The organism is Methylobacterium sp. 1030, assembly GCF_040544715.1.
GTDB lineage: Bacteria > Pseudomonadota > Alphaproteobacteria > Rhizobiales > Beijerinckiaceae > Methylobacterium.
Genome location: NZ_JBEPKM010000006.1, coordinates 140,898 through 158,382, shown reverse-complemented (window position 1 = coordinate 158,382; position 17,485 = coordinate 140,898). Strand labels below are relative to the sequence as shown.

Below are 17,485 nucleotides of genomic sequence, written 5' to 3'. Positions count from 1 at the left end.
CGCCCTAGCGCGGCGGCGGAGGCGGCGGAGGCGCTGCCTGGCCCTGCCCCTGACCTTGCCCCTGCTGCAGCAGCGGCGTGATCCGCTGGACGACGACGCGGCGATTCTCCCGCGACGGGCCCTGCGTGTTCACTTTCAGGTACTGCTCGCCGTAGCCCTGGGTGGTCAGGTTCTCCGGCGGCACGCGGAACTGCTCGGTCAGCACGGTCGCCACCGACTGGGCGCGCCGGTCGGACAGCGACAGGTTGTCAAGCGCGGAGCCGACGGCGTCGGTGAAGCCCTCGATCAGAAACACCTCCCGCGGGTTGGCCTGGATGGCGCGGTTCATCGCGCCGGCGATCACCGACAGCTTGGCCGCCTGATCGGGCGTGACGGTGAACGAGCCGGTGTCGAAGGTGATCGTGTTGATGTCGACCGAGCGCAGGCGGGCGCGGAGGTCCGGGCTGTAGCGGATCTGGTCCAGCGTGTACCGGCGGTCGACCTGCACCACGGGCGGCGCCGTCAGCGCCTCGTAGACCTCCGCCTCGTCGGCCTGGGCGTAATCCACGATGTAGCGGTCCCGCGGGATGCGGATCTCCGGCGGCGGCAGCACCACCACGTCCTCGTAGATCGGGCGGAGCGGGCCGGCGTAGCTGTTGTCGATCAGGACGAGCTCGCGACCGTCGCGGTAGCGGAGGTAGCGGCGCAGCATCCGACCGTCATCGTTCGTGACGGTGACGATCTGCTCGCCGCCGGGCCGGTCGACGTAGCTGTAGAAGTCCGCGCCCTGCCGCTCGAACCGGTAGCCGCGCGGGTCGAGGGTGCGGAAGCGCTCGTTCTCGTCGTGGCGGATCAGGTAGCCGTCGCGGTCCTGCACGATGATGCGGCCCGGCTCCCGGTAATAGGTCCGGCCATCCTCCCGGAACTCGCGCCGGTCTGTGCGGACCTGATCGAAGTCGCGCACGCCGTCGTTCTGGCGGAAACCGCCGGGGACGTAGCCGGGCTGTCCCGGCCGGTTGAAGGCGTTCGGGTCGGCCGGACCGCCCGGGCCGCCCGCGGGCGGCTGTCCCGGCTGTGCCGGGGCCGTCCCGGGCTGCGGTCCGCCGGGCGGTGGGGCCTGTCCGGGGGCGGGCGCCTGGCCCGGCGGCACGAACGGCCGTCCCGGAATCCCGGGGGCCATGTTGGGCGGCACCGGCCGTCCGGGCTCGGCGCCGGGAGCACCGTTGGGCTGGGCCGGCGCCCGTCCCTCGGGCTGGGCTCCCTGCGGCTGGAACGGCCGTCCCGGAACGCCCGGAGCGGCGTTGGGCGCCTGCGGCCGGCCGGACTCGGCGCCGGGACCGCCATTCGGCTGGGCGCGGTTCTCGGGCAGGCGGTTGTCGGGCTGCGCGTCTGGGCGCTGGGCCGGTCGACCGGGTGCGCCGGGGGGCGCGTTCGGCGGCTGAGACCGGTCGCCGGGCGCACCCGGACCGCCCGGACGCTGACCCGGCGGTCCGCGATCCGGCGCGGACCGGTCGGGGGCCGCGTCGCGCTGCGCGGGACGGTTCGGCTGGTCGTCGGGACCGGGGCGATCCCGGTCGGGCGCCTGGCGCTGCTGCGGCGGGGCCGGCGGACGCTCCGGCGCGGGCCGCCCCTGGGGCGGCGGAGCCTGTTCGCGATCCGGCGCCTGCTGACGCTCGGACCGCCCCGGGCCGGGCCGATCCTGCGGCCCGCGGTCCGGACGGTCCGGCTGCTGATCCCGCCGGTCTTGCTGTCGGTCCTGCTGCCGCTCCGGTTGGCGGTCCTGCCGGTCCGGCGCCGGGGGACGGGCCGCCGGCGGCTCCGGCCGGCGCTCGGGCGCGCGCTCCCGCGGAGGCGGTTCGGCCTGCGGCTGGCGCTGGGCGGGCGGTTCGGGCCGCTCGCGCGGGGGCGGCGGCGCCCGCTCCGGCCGGGGTTCGGGCCGCTCGCGCACGGCCGGTGGGCCCGGCGGCGGGCCGGGACGCTCCTGCGGCGGCCGCTCGGGGCGCGGGCCGCCGTGCGGGGGTTCGCCGCCGCGGGGGCCGCGCTCCTCCGGTCCGCCCTGCGCCACCTGGATCCGGCCCGGCGCGGCGTCTGCGAGCTGCACGAGCGTCAGGCCCGGCAGCACCGTGCCGGTGAGGAGGATCAGGCGGAGCAGGCGCATCGCGGTCTCGTGTCGGTTCAGGCCGAGCCGAACACCGGACGTCGCGTATGGTTCCGCGCCCGTCGGCGCGAAACAAGTCTCAGGGGGTGAGGCGCTGGGGCACCGCGATGACGTCGGGCGCGATGATGCGCACGGCAACGTGATCCGGCTTGGCTTCCGCGGCCTCCGCGGCCTTCGTGCCGTCGGCCGCGGCAGGTTGGATCTTCACCGCATCGTCGCGGCCGGGTCCCGCGCCGCCCTTCGTGTCGACGCCCGCGCGGCCGGCGGCGTCGGCGGCGAGCTCCGCCGCGGTCCGGTCGGCCCGGCCGACAAGGGTCAGGCGCACCTTCGGCCGGGACAGGGCCTCGGCCTGCATCGGCGTGACGAAGATGTCGCCCTTGTGCCGGACCAGCATGCTCTCGGCCTTCACCAGAGACTGCGCCCAGGACTTGCCCTCCGGCTTGCAGGAGCAGTTCGGCACGAATTCCTTGCGGAATTTGAAGGCGTTGGCGAGGTTCGTGTAGGCTCGGCTGCCCTTCACCGTGGCGGCGTGCTTCAGGGCGTCGTCGCCGTACGGCATGGAATAGGCCTGCGCCTCGGTTCCCGGGCAGAGCGCCTGACACATCTCGTCGGCGCCGCCGCGGCCCTCTGGCAGGTTCTTCATCGGGAAGTAGCCGCCGTCGCAGGTCCGCACGCAGACCATCTGCGGGCCGCCCCGGCCGTAGGCCTCACCGGAGCCGGCATAGGCCTCGCGCGGCGGGCAGGTGGACGCGACCAGCCCCTGGAGCTCCCGCTTCCGGGCGCCGCTGTCGTCGATCACGGCGCCGCCGTAGGTGGCCTTGAGCGCGCGGATGCGCTGCTCCACCGCGCCGCACTGGGGCGGCCGGGTGTCGAAGAACAGGAACTTGCCGCCCTCGCAGTTCAGGCCGCGGAAATAGGCTTCGAGCCGACCGATCTCGTCGTTGAGCGCGCGCGTCGTGCTGGCGCCGCTCTGGAGCGAGGCCAGTTCAGCCCGGTAGCGCCGGCACTGCGGCGACGGCAGTTGCGGCGCCGGCCGCGCCTCGGCGGGCGCCGGGGCGGGCGCGGCCTCCTGCGCGCTGGCGGAGGTCGCGAGCGGAGAGGACAGTCCGAGGGCTATGGCCGCGCTCAGGATGAGGCGGCCGAGCGTACGGACGATCGGGCGGTGAGGCATAGGCTGCATCGCGTTGATCGGGTGCGCGGCGATCCGGAGTATCCGGAGCCCGCGCGCATCCGCGCTTCGGGACGGAAGCGGGGCCATTCTACGCCCCCTCGCAAGACCGCGACACCCCTCCTACATCCGGCCCGCAAGCGTGAGGGGGAATTGACCGGCGATGTTGTTTCGGAGTCTCACCTATGTTGGGCTTCTCGCACTGGGCCTGGCAGCGGCCGGTCCGGCCGCGGCGCAGGAGCCGGACCGGATCTTCGACAAGTCGACGGTCTGGCGCCCGCTGACGCCCAACGACAAGCTCGTGGTCTACGGCGTCGACGATCCGGCGGTCTCGGGCGTGTCGTGCTGGTACACCCAACCCGAGAAGGGCGGGATCAAGGGCACGCTGGGGCTGGCCGAGGATGTCTCGGACATCTCGCTGGCCTGCCGGCAGACCGGCCCGATCGCCTTCAAGGGCAAGCTCAGCCAGGGCGAGGTGGTGTTCAGCGAGCGCCGGTCGCTGATCTTCAAGTCGATGCAGATCGTCCGCGGCTGCGACGCGAAGCGCAACACGCTGATCTACATGGTCTACTCGGACAAGGTCATTCAGGGCTCGCCGAAGAACTCGACCTCGGCGGTGCCGCTGGCGCCCTGGGGCACCGAACCGGCGCAGAAATGCGCCGACTTCATGAAGTGAGCGGCACCCGGTGACGCGAGCTTTCCGCGCGGCGGCCCGGCGACGGGCCGTCCGCGGTCGGCTCAGTCCTGGCAGGTGATCCGGATCGGGCGCTCGGACGGCGCCGGGACCGGCTGGCTGATCGCGCCGGTATACTCGTCGGCGGCGGCGACGCCGTAGGAGTTCGCCGCGGCGTAGCCCTGGGCCTCGCACCACGCGTTGGCGACCACCTGGCCGCAGGCGCTGCCCGGCGTCGTCAGGCACTCGCCGACGCCGTAGCCGTCGCTCGACGGGATCAGGAAGGTCTTCTCGACACGGACCGGCGCCTTCGCGGGCGTCTCGCCGTCGGTGCCGGCCAGCGCGGCGTGGGTCAGGCCCGCGCAGGCGAGAACGGTGGCGAGAGCGAGGGAACCAACGGCCGAGCGTCGCATGGATTGTCCTTGGGCACAGGATCTGTGGCGTGAGGATCGTGGCCCGGACGGTCCGACGGCGCGGTTAAGGAAGCCTTACCCGCATGGCGCGCAAGCCATCTCGAATTCCTCACGCTTTTGGGTTAGCCCCATCGCGCGGGCCGCGCCGTCGCCGCGATGCAACAGGGTGCCGTGCCGGGGCTGGCCGATCCGCCACGTTTCGGCCGCTCTTCGCCGCGCGGGGCCCTCAGGTCGTTGAAGGCAGGGCCGGATTTCCGGCCACGGCTCCGGGCCGGACGTCATCCCCGGCGCCGGAGAAGGGAAGGGTTTCATGGCGCCGATGTTGCGGCTCTACAACACGCTCACCGGCGCCAAGGAGGCGTTCGCGCCGATCGACCCGCAGCATGTCCGCGTCTACGCCTGCGGACCGACGGTCTACGACGCCGCCCATATCGGCAACGCCCGGCCGATCATCGTCTTCGACCTGCTGTTCCGCCTGCTGCGCCACCTCTACGGGCCGGAGCACGTCACCTACGCGCGCAACGTCACGGACGTGGACGACAAGATCAACGCCCGGGCGGCAGAGCGCGGCATCACCATCCGCGAACTCACCGACGGGACGCTGGCGCAGTTCCACCGCGACGTGCGTGACCTCGGCGTGCTCATGCCGGAGGACGTGAACGTGCCGGGCGCGCGAGCCCGCTTCGTCGAGCCCCGCGCCACCGACCACATCGCCGAGATGGTGACGATGATCGAGGCCCTGGTCCGGGCCGGCCACGCCTATGTGGCGGAGGACCACGTGCTGTTCGACGTCCCCTCGATGCCGGATTACGGCGGCCTGTCGAAGCGGCCCCTCGACGAGATGGAGGCGGGGGCCCGGGTCGAGGTCGCCCCCTACAAGCGCTCGCCCCTCGACTTCGTCCTGTGGAAGCCGGCGAAGCCCGGCGAGCCGTCCTGGCCGTCGCCGGCCGGCATCGCCGCCGCCGGCCGCCCGGGCTGGCACATCGAGTGCTCGGCCATGTCGGCCAAGCATCTCGGCCGGACGTTCGACATCCACGCGGGCGGCATCGACCTGATCTTCCCGCACCACGAGAACGAGGTGGCGCAGTCCCGCTGCTGCTTCGGCACGCCGGTGATGGCCAACGTCTGGCTGCACAACGGCTTCCTCCAGGTGGAGGGGGAGAAGATGTCGAAGTCGCTCGGCAACTTCATCACCATCCGCGACGTGCTGAAGGACTGGCCGGGCGAGGTCGTGCGCCTCACCATGCTCAAGACCCAGTACCGGCAGCCGATCGACTGGACCCTGCGCGGCCTCGAGGAATCGGCCCGCGTGCTCGATCGCTGGTACAACGCCGCCGGGGACGCGCCCTCGGCGCCCGACATCCCCGCCGGGGTCGTCGAGGCGCTCTGCGACGACCTCAACACGCCGGCCGCGATCAACGAGCTGCACCGGCTCGGGAGCGGTGCGGAGGCGCAGCCCGGGGCGCTCCGCGCCGGCGCGAACCTGCTGGGCTTCCTCGCGCGCACCCGCAGCGACCGCGAGCAGGATCAGGTCGCGGCGTCCGGGGTCGACGTCGCGGCGGTCGAGGCGCTGATCGCCGAGCGGCGGGCGGCGCGGGCCGCCAAGGACTGGCCCGCCTCGGACCGGGCGCGCGACGCTCTCGCGGCGATGGGCGTCGCCGTGAAGGACAACAAGGACGGCACCACGACCTGGACGGTGGCGCGCTGATCGCCGAGCCGGCCGCCGATGACACGGACGTGACGGCGGCCGCGTCCTCGCGCCGGCTTGCGCGGCGCCGCGCGGGCGGCATCTGTGGTCCGGGGGCTCGCGGCGGGGATGAGCAGCACGTGATCAGCTTCGGGACCAGCTTCGGGACGACCTTCCGGACCATCGGGGCGCGACGCGCCGCCGCCGCGTCGGCGCTCACCCTCGGTCTGGGCCTGTCGGGCCCGGCCGCCGCGATCGACGGCGGCTCGGCCGCCGGCCGGGATGCCCTGGCGCAGGCCACCGTGGCGATCGGCACGATCACCCAGCCCGAGGAGGCGCTGAAGCTGACCCGCTGCACCGGCGTGCTCATCGCGCCGGATCTCGTGCTCACCGCGGCCCATTGCGTGAACGGCGATCCGCTGGGCGCGCTCGTGGTGTTCTTCCGGGGCAGCGAGCCGGCGCGGCCGGTCTACGGGGCGCGGGTCGCGGCCCGCTACAGTCCCGATCCTGGTGAGATGCTGCCGAATGAGGCGTCGGGCGTCAGCCTCTCCGACCTCTCCCTCGACCTCGCGGTCCTGCGCCTGACCGAGCCGGTGCGCGACCGGCGGCCGGTTCCGTTGGCGGCGGATCCCGGCCGGGTCCCCAAGAGCCTGCGCATCGCCGGCGCCGGCCTCTCCGGCCGGACGGTCGGGCGCCTGCGCACCGCCACGCTGACGCCGGTGGCGGCGAGCAGCACCGGGCTGACCATCGCGCGGGCCAACGGTGCCCGGGTCTGCTTCGGCGATTCCGGCGGCCCGGTCGTCGCGCAGGATCGCCGCGGCACGTACATCTGGGGTGTCGCCAGCGCGGTGATCAGCCGGGCCGCGCCCTGCGGCGGCTACGTGGTGATCGCGCCCGCCGCGCAGGTCTTCTCGGCCACCGGGACGCGGTGAGGGCTGCGGACACCGCCGGAACGCGAAAACCCCGCGCGGCCGGACCGCGCGGGGTTTTTCACGAGACGGTGCGACCGGCGGATCAGACCGCCATGCGCTCCTCGCCGTCCATCGGCTCGCGCAGCACGTAGCCGCGGCCCCAGACGGTCTCGATGTAGTTCTTGCCCTGGCTGGCGTTGGCAAGCTTCTTGCGCAGCTTGCAGATGAAGACGTCGATGATCTTCAGCTCGGGCTCGTCCATGCCGCCGTAGAGATGGTTCAGGAACATCTCCTTGGTGAGCGTCGTGCCCTTCCGGAGCGAGAGGAGCTCCAGCATCTGGTACTCCTTGCCGGTGAGGTGCACCCGGGCGCCGCCGACCTCGACGGTCTTCTGATCGAGGTTCACGATCAGGTCGCCGGTGGTGATGACCGACTGGGCGTGGCCCTTCGAGCGGCGCACGATGGCGTGGATGCGCGCCACCAGCTCGTCCTTGTGGAACGGCTTGGTGAGGTAGTCGTCGGCGCCGAAGCCGAGGCCCTTCACCTTGTCCTCGATGCCGGCCATGCCGGAGAGGATCAGGATCGGGGTCTTCACCTTCGCCACGCGCAGCGAGCGGAGCACCTCGTAGCCCGACATGTCGGGCAGGTTCAGATCGAGGAGGATGATGTCGTAATCGTACAGCTTACCGAGATCGACACCCTCTTCCCCGAGGTCGGTGGTGTAGGTGTTGAAGTTCTCGGACTTGAGCATCAGCTCGATGCTCTGCGCGGTCGCGCTGTCGTCCTCGATCAAAAGTACCCGCATCGTCGGTCCCCAGCCCCGCCGGCCGCATCAGCGCGCAGACACGTCCCAGCCTTCGCCCGCCACCGGCCTGTGGACGGGCGCTCCGTCGCTCTTGACGTGGAACGCTATGGATTAATCGTTAACAAAACCTGATTCCTGCCCGCAAGCGTCTCGTTCGAAGTTCCGCGAGCTTGACAGGAGAAACACCGTTCCTCCGGCCTCGCCCTCGGCCCCGATTCCGATCCGCCCCCGTCCAGGCCGCTCGCCCCCTTCGGCGTAAGTACTTCCTGCGCAACGGTTCGATCCCCGGTGTTGTCCGTCGGACACACCGGTACGACTTCGTCGGGCGCGATTGTGGTCGCGCCCCGGATCGAGCCGCTACGAGCCCGTGACCCGCAGTGTTAAGGAGGCCGGTAAACGAAGCGTTGAGAGCCAGGCCGATGACACAGGATCCGGCAAGATCCGTTGCTTCGCTCGCGTCGGCGCAGGCCGCCCTCGAGCGGATCGAGGTGCTGGAGACGTTCGGGCGGGTCGTGGCGATCCGCGGCCTGCTGGTGGAGGTCGCCGGACCTGTGGCCGCGATGCGACTCGGTGGCCGGGTCGACGTCGAGGGTGCTAACGGCCACGGGCTGGTGCCCTGCGAGGTCATCGGGTTCCAGGGCGATCGGGCGCTCGCGATGCCGTTCGGCTCGCTCGAGGGCGTGCGGCGCGGCTGCCCCGCCTATGTCCGCGACGAATCGGCCGGCGCGATCCGGCCCTCCGGCGCTTGGCTCGGCCGGGTGATCGACGCCCTCGGGCGGCCGGTCGACGGGCTGGGCCCCCTTGTGCAGGGGCCCGACGTCTACCCCCTGCGCGCGGACCCGCCCCCCGCCCACGCCCGCACACGCGTCGGCGGACCGCTCGATCTGGGCGTCCGGTGCATCAACACCTTCCTGACCATGTGCGCGGGCCAGCGGATGGGCATCTTCGCCGGGTCCGGCGTCGGCAAGTCCGTGTTGCTGTCGATGCTGGCCCGCTACACGGCCGCCGATGTGGCGGTGATCGGCCTCGTGGGCGAGCGCGGCCGCGAGGTGCAGGAATTCCTCCAGGACGATCTGGGCGCCGCGGGGCTCGCGCGCTCGGTGGTCGTGGTGGCGACCTCCGACGAGCCGGCCCTGATGCGCCGGAACGCGGCCTACGTGACCCTGTCGGTCGCTGAGCACTTCCGCGATCAGGGCGCCAAGGTCCTGTGCATGATCGACTCGATCACGCGCTTCGCCATGGCCCAGCGCGATATCGGCCTCGCCGCCGGCGAGCCGCCCACCGCCAAGGGCTACACGCCGACCGTCTTCTCGGAGCTGCCGCGCCTGCTCGAGCGCGCCGGTCCAGGGGTGGGGCAGGGCACGATCTCGGCCCTGTTCACCGTCCTGGTCGAGGGCGACGACCACAACGAGCCCGTGGCCGACGCGGTGCGGGGCATCCTCGACGGTCACATCGTCATGGAGCGCGCCATCGCGGAGCGCGGGCGCTACCCGGCGATCAACGTTCTGCGCTCGGTCTCGCGCACCATGCCGCGCTCCTGCGACCCGGCCTACCTCCCGGTCGTGCGGCGGGCGCGGCGGCTGCTGTCGACCTACGCCGACATGGAGGAGCTGATCCGGCTCGGCGCCTACCGGGCGGGCTCCTCCCAGGAGGTCGACGAGGCGGTCGCGCTCATGCCCGATCTTGAGGCTTTTCTGGGGCAGGGTAAGGAAGAAGCAACGTCCATCGGCGATGGTTACGCACGGCTCACCGAGATCGTCGGCAGGGCCTAGGCACCATGGGCCGGGGCGTTAACGCTTCGGCGCGATCATGGTGCACGTGGGGGATCCGGGCGGGTTTGCCGTGGGCAGGCTCGCACACAGGCTCGGTCCGGGCACGATCCCGGGCGCGGCCTCAAGCGTTGCGTGGAGTGAGCGTCCTGATGAAATCGCGTGACACGCTGATCCGCCTGCGCCGCTTCCAGGTCGACGAGAAGCGCCGGCGCGTGACCCAGATCGAGATGATGATGGCCGACTTCCAGCGCATGGCGGTGGAGCTCGATCGCGAGGTCGCCGTCGAGGAGGCCCGGGCCGGAATCACCGACGTCGGTCACTTCGCCTACCCGACCTACGCCCGGGCCGCGGCGACGCGCCGGGACAACATGATCCAGTCCGCCCAGGCGCTCGAGGGTCAGCTCGCCGAGGCGAAGGCCGAGCTGGGCGAGGCGTTCGAGGAGCTCAAGAAGGTCGAGATCCTGAACGACCGCGAGCGGACCGCCGAGCGCGCTGCCGAATCGGCCCGCGATCAGGCCGCCATGGACGGGATCGGCCTCAACCGCGCCCGGGGCTGACGCGGCCCGTCGGACCGCTCGGCCGGCTTCCGCGGCACGAAACCGTCACGATCACCTGACAAGGGGGATCGCGGCGGCGCCATGCCGCTTGCAGCGCGTCGCGTGCCGGCGCATCAGGGGCTCTCCCCAGGGCGTCGGTGTTCATGAAGAAGATCAGCGAGTTCATCTGGCCCTTGATCGGCCTCGCGGCCGTCGTGATATCGGGCTACTTCCTCTACCAGGAATTGAAGACGACCTCGCTCGCGGCGATCTGGGCCGCGATCCTCGCGATCCCGCCCCACCGGATCCTGCTGGCGGCCCTGTCGACCCTGGTCGCCTACGCGGCGCTCGCCTGGTACGACCGGATCGCCCTGCTGCATCTGGGCGTGCGCCACATCTCGTGGCTCTTCGTCTCGCTCTGCTCGTTCACGACCTACGCGCTCTCGCACAATATCGGCGCCTCGGTCTTCTCGGGCGCCCTGGTCCGCTACCGGGCCTACACGGCCAAGGGCCTGACGGCGGCGCAGGTCGCCGTGCTGGTGGCGCTCTGCTCGTTCACGTTCTTCCTCGGGACCGTCCTCCTCGGCGGCTTCACGCTGGTGGTCGATCCGAACCTGCTGACGCGCCTCGAGGGCAAGCTCCCGGGCTTCCTCACCGATTCCAAGACCGCGCTGATCGTCGGCATCGGCATGCTGGGCTTCGTCGGGCTGTACGTGATCGGCTCGATCCTGCACCTGCGGCCGCTGCACATTCGGTCGTTCAAGCTCGAATATCCCCGGCCCGGCATCATGGGGCGCCAGCTGCTCGCGGCGCCGCTGGAGCTCCTGGGCGCGGCGGGCATCATCTACTTCGCCCTGCCGGAGGCGATGAACCCGGGCTTCATCCCGGTCCTGGCGATCTTCCTGGCCTCCTTCTCGGTGGCGCTGGCCTCGCACGCGCCGGGCGGCCTCGGCGTGTTCGAGATCGTGTTCATCACCGCGATGCACATCACCGACGAGGCGCAGAAGGACGCGATCATCGCGGCGGTGATCATCTTCCGGATCTTCTACTTCTGGCTTCCGGCCCTGGTCTCGGTGATCGTGGTGATCGCCTTCGAGCGCTCGCGGCTGGCCGCGGCGATCGGCTCGGCCGCGCACGGGCCCAAGGCGGCCGCCGTGCCGGAACCGCCCGTCGTCGTTCCCGGTCTCGACGCGCACGAGTTGGAGCGGGAGCTCAAGCAGAAAGCGATCTGAGGGCCTGACCGCCGTCTCGACGCGGGGGTGACGCCGCCGCCTCGGCCCCCGCGCGCCACACCGCGAAACCCGGGATCGCTTCGCCCGCGCGCTTCGTCTGCGCGCGGCGCGCGCCGATCCCGTAATTGCTCCCTCGGCCCGTGCGCCGGCACGAGTCTGCCCACGCCGGTGTCGCGGCCCCTGGGTCCTCAGATCGAGTTCACCGTCCGCAGCCGCGCCCGCGGGTGGATCTCCGCCTGGCTCATCACCGGCGTCTCGCGGCGGAAGCGCTCGATGATCGAGCGCACGAAAGGCCGCGTCTGGGCGGAGGTGACGAGCACCGGCATCTCGCCCTGGCGCGCCGCCGTCTCGAAGCGGTCGCGCACGGTGTTGACGAACTCGCTGAGCTTCGAGGGCTGCATCGCGAGGTAGCGCTCCTCGCGCTCGCCGACGATCGACTCCATGAACGCCTGCTCCCAGGCCGGCGACAGGGTGATGATCGGCAGCATGCCGTTCGGGTCCTGGTACTGTGCGCAGATCTGCCGGCCGAGGCGCGCCCGGACGTGCTCGACCACGTCGCGGGGGTTCTTCACCGCGCCCGCCACCTCGGCGATCGCCTCCACGATCGCCCCTAGATCGCGGATCGAGACCCGCTCGGCGAGCAGGAACTGCAGCACGCGCTGGATGCCGGTGGTGGAGATCTGCGACGGCACGATCTCCTTGAGTAACTCGGCGTGCTCCTTGGGCAGCTCGCGCAGCAGCTTCGAGACCTCGACGTGGTTGAGGAGCTCGGAGACGTGGGCCTTGATGATCTCGGTCAGGTGCGTCGACACGACGGTGGCGGCATCGACCACGGTGTAGCCTTTGAGCTGCGCTTGGTCGCGCAGGGCCGCGTCGATCCAGGTTGCCGGCAGGCCGAAGGTCGGCTCCAGCATGTGTTGTCCGGGCAGCTGGACCTGACCGCCCATCGGATCCATCGCCATGAACTGGCCCGGGAAGATCCGGCCGGTGCCCGCCTCGATCTCCTTGACCCGCACCACGTAGGCGTTGGCGTCGAGCTGGACGTTGTCGAGGATGCGCACCGACGGCATCACGAAGCCGAGTTCCGCGGCGAGCTGGCGGCGCAGGGCCTTGATCTGGTCGGTGAGCCGGTCCTGGCCCTCGCCGTTGACCAGGGCGAGGAGCGCGTAGCCCATCTCGAGCTTGAGGTCGTCGAGCTTCAGCAGGTCGGTGACCGTCTCCTCCTTGGCGGCGCTCGCCGCGGCGACCGCGGCCGCATCCATCGGGGCGCCCAGGGCGTCGAGCGGCGGCGCGAGCTTGGCGGTCTTGTTGATGCGCCACGCTGCGTAGCCGGCCCCGCCGCCCAGCAGGACGAAGGGCAGCATCGGCATGCCGGGCAGGAGGGCGATCAGCAGCATCACCGCGGCTGACATGCCCAGCGCCTTGGGATAGTGCGCGAGCTGCTTGCCGAGCGCCTTGTCGGCGGCGCCGCGCACGCCGGCCTTCGAGACCAGCAGGCCCGCCGCCGTCGACACGATCAGCGCCGGGACCTGGCTCGCGAGGCCGTCGCCGATCGTCAGCAGGGTGTAGCTCTTGGCGGCCTCGCCGAAGCTCAAGCCCTGCTGCGCCACCCCGATGATGATGCCGCCGACCACGTTGATGAAGGTGATCAGCAGGGCCGCCACCGCGTCGCCGCGCACGAACTTCGAGGCACCGTCCATGGCGCCGAAGAAGGAGGATTCTTCCTCGAGCGCCGCGCGCCGCGCCTTCGCGGTCTTCTCGTCGATCAGGCCGGCCGACAGGTCGGCGTCGATGGCCATCTGCTTGCCGGGCATCGCGTCGAGGGTGAAGCGGGCCGCGACCTCGGCGATGCGGCCCGAGCCCTTCGTGATCACCACGAAGTTCACGATGATCAGGATCGCGAACACGATGATCCCGATGACGAAGTTGCCGCCCATCACGAAGTGGCCGAAGGCCTCGATGACGTGCCCGGCCGCCGCCGTGCCCTCGTGCCCGTGCCCGAGGATCAGGCGCGTCGAGGCGAGGTTGAGGGCGAGCCGCAACATCGTGGCGATGAGCAGCAGCGTCGGGAAGACGGTGAATTCCAGCGGGTTGTCGATCGACAGGCCGGTCATCATGATCAGGACCGACAGGATGATCGACACGGCCAGCAGCAGGTCGAGCAGGATCGCCGGCAACGGGAAGATGAGGACCGCCAGGATCCCCAGCACGCCGGTCGCGAACAGCAGGTCCGACCGCTTCGACAGCGCCTGGAGATCGCCGCGCGTCGGCAGCGCGAGCTGGCCGAGGACGGCCGCCGCTCCTGTCTGTGCCGGCACGCTCGCCGTCTCTGCCATCGCTGCCATCCGCTGCCGTTCGCCCGGGACAGGCCCGGGACGTACCCGGCAAGATCTGCCGAGCGGATGGTTAGCGCGGCGTTAAGATGGGGCCGGCGCTCGCGGGAACCCGGGCCGCCGCGATCGCTTGATCGGTCGGCGAGAGCGTCGATCCGGCATCCGACCGCGCCCGCGTCCGGGCCGCCCGCGCCGCCGCCACGTCTCCGGGCCCAGGCCCGGACATACCGGGAGAGCTCGATGGCCCTGCGCGCCCTGACCGCCCTGTTCGACGATTACGACGCCGCCGCGGGGGCGGTGGACCGGCTGGAGGCCGCCGGCATCCCCCACGCGGACATCAGCATCATCGCGAATCGCAACGAGCCCGCGGTCCCGCCGCGGGCGCCCGGGACCGCCGTTCCCCGACCGGTGGACGCGGCGGATTCCGCCGGCACCGGAGCCACGGTCGGCACGGTCCTGGGCGGCGGCGCCGGCCTGCTCGCTGGGCTGGGCCTCCTGGCGATCCCGGGGCTCGGGCCGGTGGCGGCGGCGGGCTGGCTCGTCGCCACCGTGACGGGCGCCGGCGTGGGCGCCGCGGCCGGCGGCCTGATCGGCGGCCTGACCGCCGCGGGCCTCAGCGCCGACGAGGCCGAGACCTACGCCGAGGGCGTGCGTCGCGGCGGTACCCTGGTGACGGTGCGCGCCGACGAGTCCCGGGCCGAGCGCGTCCTGTCCATTCTCGACCAGGCAGGGTCGATCGATCTCGACCAGCGCGCCGAGGGCTGGCGCGCCCAGGGCTGGACCGGCGGCACCATCGGCCCGGCGGCGGATGACCGGGGCACCGGGGCCGGCCGCTGAGGATACCGGACCGTCCCGGGCGAACCCGGCGGGACGCGCGTTAGGTCATCATCTTCCGGGCGAACATCGCGGCGCCGAACAGGACGCCGGCGCCCGCGGTGATCAACGCGATCATCAAGAGCCGCCGCGGTTCGGTGGAGGATTCGGCCTTCACCGGCTCGACGATCGGGCTGAAGAACTCGATCTGCCGGGCCGCGATGATGCGCGCGCGCTCGTGGGCGGTCAGCACCTGCTGATAGTACTTCTCGGCGTTCTTGCGGTCGTTCTCCAAGACCTCGAACTTGGTCAACGCGTCGGAGAGCAGGCGCTTCTGCTCCGGATCCTGGCTGGCGGATTGCCGCTCGATCCGGGCGATGTTGTCGTCGAGGTCCTTCATCTGCTGCTTGATGTCGATGATCCGGCGGGCGTCGGGACCGAGGTCCCGCTGCCCGATCGCGAGCTGGAGCGCGAGGTTGATCCGCGAGGCCCGCATCTCGGCGATCATCTTGACGTTGATGTCGTTCGTCTTCTGCGCGTCGAGCACGCCCTCGCGGTTGCGCAGGTCGCGCGTCGCGAGGCGGATCTTGGTCATGCGCTCCTCGGCGAGCCGCAGCTCCCGCGTGCTCTCGGCGACGGCATCCTCGCGCGACTTGACGCTGAGGTCGTTCACCTTGCGCTCGGCCTCCTTCATGATGGCCTTGGCGATGGCGAGGGATTCCTGGGGATCGAAGGCCTCGACCTCCACCGACAAGATGCCGGATCCGGCCTCGACCTCGACGCCGACGCGCCGCTTCCAGTAGCGGACGAACTTCTCGATCGGCTTCTCCGGATCGAAGCGCGAGAAGTAGTCGATGGACTCGCTGCTGAACCACTGGCGCAGCGGAAGCTGCGCCTCGAGGAGCTCCAGCATCGGACGGCTGAGGATGAACTCGCGCGTGATCAGCGTGTCCTGCGCCACCATCTGGTTCGCCATGCCGGAATTCGTCCCGCCGGTCTCCGAGGACGTCTTCTCGGCGGAGCCGATGGCCGGCCGGATCGCGAATCGCGCCTCGCTGACGTAGCGGTCCGAGGCGATCAGGCCGTAATAGGCCGCCCCGGCGAGCGTCGGCAGCAGGAAGCAGACGACGAACAGGATCGGGATCCAGGGATCGTTCTTGGCGTCGGCCTGAAAGGACCGGATGCCCTTCTTGCGGTCGGCGAAGCGCGACATGCGCGCGATCTGCCGCAGCGACTCGCTCACCGCCTGCTGGCGGTCCGCGGGCGTGACCGGCTGCCCCTCGGCCTTCCGGATCTCCATGTTCATGGTCTGATTCCCGGCCTCCCCGGCCTCGAAGGTCGACCCGTTACCGGGATCCCGCGCGCGCCGCACCCGGCGCCGCGACCGTCTCTCGCACGGCGAGGCGGCAAAAGCATGTCGTCGCGGTCCGGCCGCCGCCGGCGCGGTCAGGCGTTGAGGCGCCGGTACACCTCGATGGCGTCGTTCACGTCCTCGTAGATGATCGCGCGACCGTTCAGCAGGACCAACCCCTGCGTGCACCACTGCCGGATGGTCTCCATGGAGTGCGAGACCATGATGATGTCGGCGTTCTTCCGGCGCTGCGAGAAGACCTCGTCGCAGCGCTTCGAGAACCGCGCGTCGCCGACCGAGGTGATCTCGTCGATCAGGTAGCAGTCGAACGGGATCGCCATGCTCATGCCGAAGGCGAGCCGCGCGCCCATGCCCGACGAGTACGTGTAGATCGGCACGTCGAGGTAGCTTCCGAGTTCCGAGAAGTCCTCGACGAAATCGAGCACCTTGCGCGGGTCCTCGCCGTAGATGCGCGCCACGAAGGTGACGTTGTCGCGCCCGGTCATCTTGGGATGGAAGCCGCCCGCGAAGCCGAGGGGCCACGAGACCCTGAGGCCGCGGTGGATCCGGCCGCGCGTCGCGTCCTCGGTGCCGGCGATCAGCCGCATCGTGGTGGATTTTCCGGCGCCGTTGATGCCGAGGATGCCGTAGGACACGCCCGGCTTCAGGGTGAACGACACCTGTTCCAGGATGGTCCGCCGGTGGCCTTCCGTCCGGTAGACCTTGCTGACTTTCTCGAAACGGATCACCGAAATGGTCTCCCGGGCGGTGTGCCGAACCGCCGGTCCGAGCTGCCTGACGGGCGGAGTCCTGCTCGCTGAAAGCGGCAAATCTGAGAAGGACATGAGCGCCTTGCCGCGTCGCGCGGCGGCGGTCGAACGGCGCGCGTCGGCCGACGGCTTCGCCCGGAAAGCTCCACCGGCCGCTTGAAGAAAAGTGCCACCTGTCACCCCGTCGGTTGACGCCATTCTCCATTTGGCATACCAAATACCAACCGAAGAGGGCGGGTGACAGCCCTTCAAGGATGCGGGACCGGAATTTTACCGCCGTTTCCGCGCGTGACGTTCAGGAAGGGCCGCCCCATGACAAGGCGCCGGACTGCCGCGATCCACCTCTCATCCGCGCCGCCGACCGGGTGGCGCCCATGACGGCGACCGGGCCGACCCTGGCCGCGCCCGGTTCCCTCGAGATCCACGGTCTGGCCGAGGCGATCGGCGACGCGGTGGTGGTGTCCGATCCGGACGGCGCCATCACGGTCTGGAACCCGGCCGCGGAGCGCATCTTCGGCTTCACCGCCGCCGAGGCTCTGGGCCAGACCCTCGATCTGATCACACCCGAGCGGCACCGACGCCGCCACTGGGACGGCTACGCCAAGACCATGCGCACCGGCGTCACCCGCTACGGGGCAGAGACCCTGAGGGTGCCGGCGCTCCACAAGGACGGCCGCCAGCTCTCCATCGCCTTCACGGTGGGGATGGTGCGGGACGCCTCCGACCGGGTGACCGGGATCGTCGCCGTGATCCGCGACGAGACCGAGCGCTGGGCCGAGGAGAAGCGCCTGCGCCAGCGCGTCGCCGAACTCGAAGCTTCCTCGGATCCGGCCCGTCGGGCGCCTTGAGCCCGCCGGACGATCCGAAGGACCCGATCACCGAAC

General features: G+C 71.1%; 15 protein-coding genes. 8 read left to right on the top strand and 7 right to left on the bottom strand.

The window, feature by feature from the left end; translation table 11 throughout:
* Positions 1 to 4: 4 nt before the first annotated feature.
* On the bottom strand, positions 5 to 2,137 hold the full coding sequence (locus ABIC30_RS10465) for an OmpA family protein (protein WP_020092912.1): 2,133 nt from the start codon (positions 2,135 to 2,137) through the stop codon (positions 5 to 7).
* 79 nt (positions 2,138 to 2,216) lie between these two features.
* The gene (locus ABIC30_RS10460; RefSeq protein ID WP_020092911.1) at positions 2,217 to 3,308 is read right to left on the bottom strand and encodes a DUF2865 domain-containing protein; all 1,092 of its coding nucleotides are present in this window, start codon (positions 3,306 to 3,308) and stop codon (positions 2,217 to 2,219) included.
* Positions 3,309 to 3,468: 160 nt separating this feature from the next.
* On the opposite strand from ABIC30_RS10460, the gene ABIC30_RS10455 reads away from it, so the two are divergent.
* Positions 3,469 to 3,981, top strand: coding sequence for a CreA family protein (locus ABIC30_RS10455; RefSeq protein WP_020092910.1), 513 nt, complete (start codon positions 3,469 to 3,471; stop codon positions 3,979 to 3,981).
* A 62-nt stretch (positions 3,982 to 4,043) separates the two neighbouring features.
* On the opposite strand, the gene ABIC30_RS10450 is transcribed toward ABIC30_RS10455, so the two are convergent.
* Positions 4,044 to 4,391, bottom strand: a complete 348-nt coding sequence (locus ABIC30_RS10450; protein ID WP_020092909.1) for a hypothetical protein — start codon at positions 4,389 to 4,391, stop codon at positions 4,044 to 4,046.
* A 310-nt stretch (positions 4,392 to 4,701) separates the two neighbouring features.
* Here ABIC30_RS10450 and cysS point away from each other — a divergent pair, with 310 nt between their 5' ends.
* Both cysS and ABIC30_RS10440 read left to right on the top strand, forming a co-directional pair.
* Positions 4,702 to 6,099: a cysteine--tRNA ligase gene (cysS, locus tag ABIC30_RS10445; protein WP_020092908.1), complete on the top strand. Its 1,398-nt coding sequence runs from the start codon at positions 4,702 to 4,704 to the stop codon at positions 6,097 to 6,099.
* Positions 6,100 to 6,218: 119 nt separating this feature from the next.
* Complete coding sequence (locus ABIC30_RS10440; protein WP_020092907.1) at positions 6,219 to 7,010, top strand: trypsin-like serine protease; 792 nt, start codon at positions 6,219 to 6,221, stop codon at positions 7,008 to 7,010.
* Between the two features lie 82 nt (positions 7,011 to 7,092).
* Here the strand turns inward: ABIC30_RS10440 and ctrA are convergent, their stop codons facing one another.
* A complete protein-coding gene (gene ctrA, locus ABIC30_RS10435; RefSeq protein ID WP_010683835.1) occupies positions 7,093 to 7,794 on the bottom strand; it encodes a response regulator transcription factor CtrA in 702 nt (233 codons plus the stop codon).
* A gap of 419 nt (positions 7,795 to 8,213) precedes the next feature.
* Here ctrA and fliI point away from each other — a divergent pair, with 419 nt between their 5' ends.
* The 3 genes from fliI to ABIC30_RS10420 all read left to right on the top strand — a co-directional run bounded on the left by fliI (position 8,214) and on the right by ABIC30_RS10420 (position 11,334).
* On the top strand, positions 8,214 to 9,566 hold the full coding sequence (gene fliI, locus ABIC30_RS10430; protein WP_020092905.1) for a flagellar protein export ATPase FliI: 1,353 nt from the start codon (positions 8,214 to 8,216) through the stop codon (positions 9,564 to 9,566).
* Positions 9,567 to 9,715: 149 nt separating this feature from the next.
* Positions 9,716 to 10,123: a flagellar export protein FliJ gene (gene fliJ, locus ABIC30_RS10425; RefSeq protein ID WP_012322462.1), complete on the top strand. Its 408-nt coding sequence runs from the start codon at positions 9,716 to 9,718 to the stop codon at positions 10,121 to 10,123.
* Between the two features lie 143 nt (positions 10,124 to 10,266).
* Positions 10,267 to 11,334, top strand: coding sequence for a lysylphosphatidylglycerol synthase domain-containing protein (locus tag ABIC30_RS10420; protein ID WP_020092903.1), 1,068 nt, complete (start codon positions 10,267 to 10,269; stop codon positions 11,332 to 11,334).
* A gap of 188 nt (positions 11,335 to 11,522) precedes the next feature.
* Here the strand turns inward: ABIC30_RS10420 and flhA are convergent, their stop codons facing one another.
* Positions 11,523 to 13,670 (bottom strand): flagellar biosynthesis protein FlhA, encoded by a 2,148-nt coding sequence (gene flhA / locus ABIC30_RS10415; protein WP_020092902.1) that lies wholly within the window; start codon positions 13,668 to 13,670, stop codon positions 11,523 to 11,525.
* Positions 13,671 to 13,907: 237 nt separating this feature from the next.
* Between flhA and ABIC30_RS10410 the strand changes: the two genes are divergently transcribed.
* The gene (locus tag ABIC30_RS10410) at positions 13,908 to 14,504 is read left to right on the top strand and encodes a hypothetical protein (RefSeq protein ID WP_020092901.1); all 597 of its coding nucleotides are present in this window, start codon (positions 13,908 to 13,910) and stop codon (positions 14,502 to 14,504) included.
* 40 nt (positions 14,505 to 14,544) lie between these two features.
* Here ABIC30_RS10410 and ABIC30_RS10405 read toward each other — a convergent pair whose 3' ends face one another.
* Both ABIC30_RS10405 and ABIC30_RS10400 read right to left on the bottom strand, forming a co-directional pair.
* Complete coding sequence (locus ABIC30_RS10405) at positions 14,545 to 15,786, bottom strand: KpsE/RkpR family capsule polysaccharide export protein (RefSeq protein ID WP_026604889.1); 1,242 nt, start codon at positions 15,784 to 15,786, stop codon at positions 14,545 to 14,547.
* Positions 15,787 to 15,926: 140 nt separating this feature from the next.
* Positions 15,927 to 16,580, bottom strand: coding sequence for an ABC transporter ATP-binding protein (locus ABIC30_RS10400; protein ID WP_012322467.1), 654 nt, complete (start codon positions 16,578 to 16,580; stop codon positions 15,927 to 15,929).
* Between the two features lie 395 nt (positions 16,581 to 16,975).
* Here ABIC30_RS10400 and ABIC30_RS10395 point away from each other — a divergent pair, with 395 nt between their 5' ends.
* Positions 16,976 to 17,449 (top strand): PAS domain-containing protein, encoded by a 474-nt coding sequence (locus tag ABIC30_RS10395; RefSeq protein ID WP_020092899.1) that lies wholly within the window; start codon positions 16,976 to 16,978, stop codon positions 17,447 to 17,449.
* Positions 17,450 to 17,485 lie beyond the last annotated feature (36 nt).

What these genes read in the sequence shown, in the direction of transcription:
- ABIC30_RS10420 (WP_020092903.1), top strand. Translation starts at nt 10,267, where the DNA reads ATGAAGAAGATCAGCGAGTTCATCTGGCCCTTGATCGGCCTCGCGGCC.
- ctrA (WP_010683835.1), bottom strand. Translation starts at nt 7,794, where the DNA reads ATGCGGGTACTTTTGATCGAGGACGACAGCGCGACCGCGCAGAGCATC.
- cysS (WP_020092908.1), top strand. Translation starts at nt 4,702, where the DNA reads ATGGCGCCGATGTTGCGGCTCTACAACACGCTCACCGGCGCCAAGGAG.
- fliI (WP_020092905.1), top strand. Translation starts at nt 8,214, where the DNA reads ATGACACAGGATCCGGCAAGATCCGTTGCTTCGCTCGCGTCGGCGCAG.
- flhA (WP_020092902.1), bottom strand. Translation starts at nt 13,670, where the DNA reads ATGGCAGAGACGGCGAGCGTGCCGGCACAGACAGGAGCGGCGGCCGTC.
- ABIC30_RS10405 (WP_026604889.1), bottom strand. Translation starts at nt 15,786, where the DNA reads ATGAACATGGAGATCCGGAAGGCCGAGGGGCAGCCGGTCACGCCCGCG.
- ABIC30_RS10465 (WP_020092912.1), bottom strand. Translation starts at nt 2,137, where the DNA reads ATGCGCCTGCTCCGCCTGATCCTCCTCACCGGCACGGTGCTGCCGGGC.
- ABIC30_RS10410 (WP_020092901.1), top strand. Translation starts at nt 13,908, where the DNA reads ATGGCCCTGCGCGCCCTGACCGCCCTGTTCGACGATTACGACGCCGCC.
- fliJ (WP_012322462.1), top strand. Translation starts at nt 9,716, where the DNA reads ATGAAATCGCGTGACACGCTGATCCGCCTGCGCCGCTTCCAGGTCGAC.
- ABIC30_RS10395 (WP_020092899.1), top strand. Translation starts at nt 16,976, where the DNA reads ATGACGGCGACCGGGCCGACCCTGGCCGCGCCCGGTTCCCTCGAGATC.
- ABIC30_RS10455 (WP_020092910.1), top strand. Translation starts at nt 3,469, where the DNA reads ATGTTGTTTCGGAGTCTCACCTATGTTGGGCTTCTCGCACTGGGCCTG.
- ABIC30_RS10460 (WP_020092911.1), bottom strand. Translation starts at nt 3,308, where the DNA reads ATGCCTCACCGCCCGATCGTCCGTACGCTCGGCCGCCTCATCCTGAGC.
- ABIC30_RS10450 (WP_020092909.1), bottom strand. Translation starts at nt 4,391, where the DNA reads ATGCGACGCTCGGCCGTTGGTTCCCTCGCTCTCGCCACCGTTCTCGCC.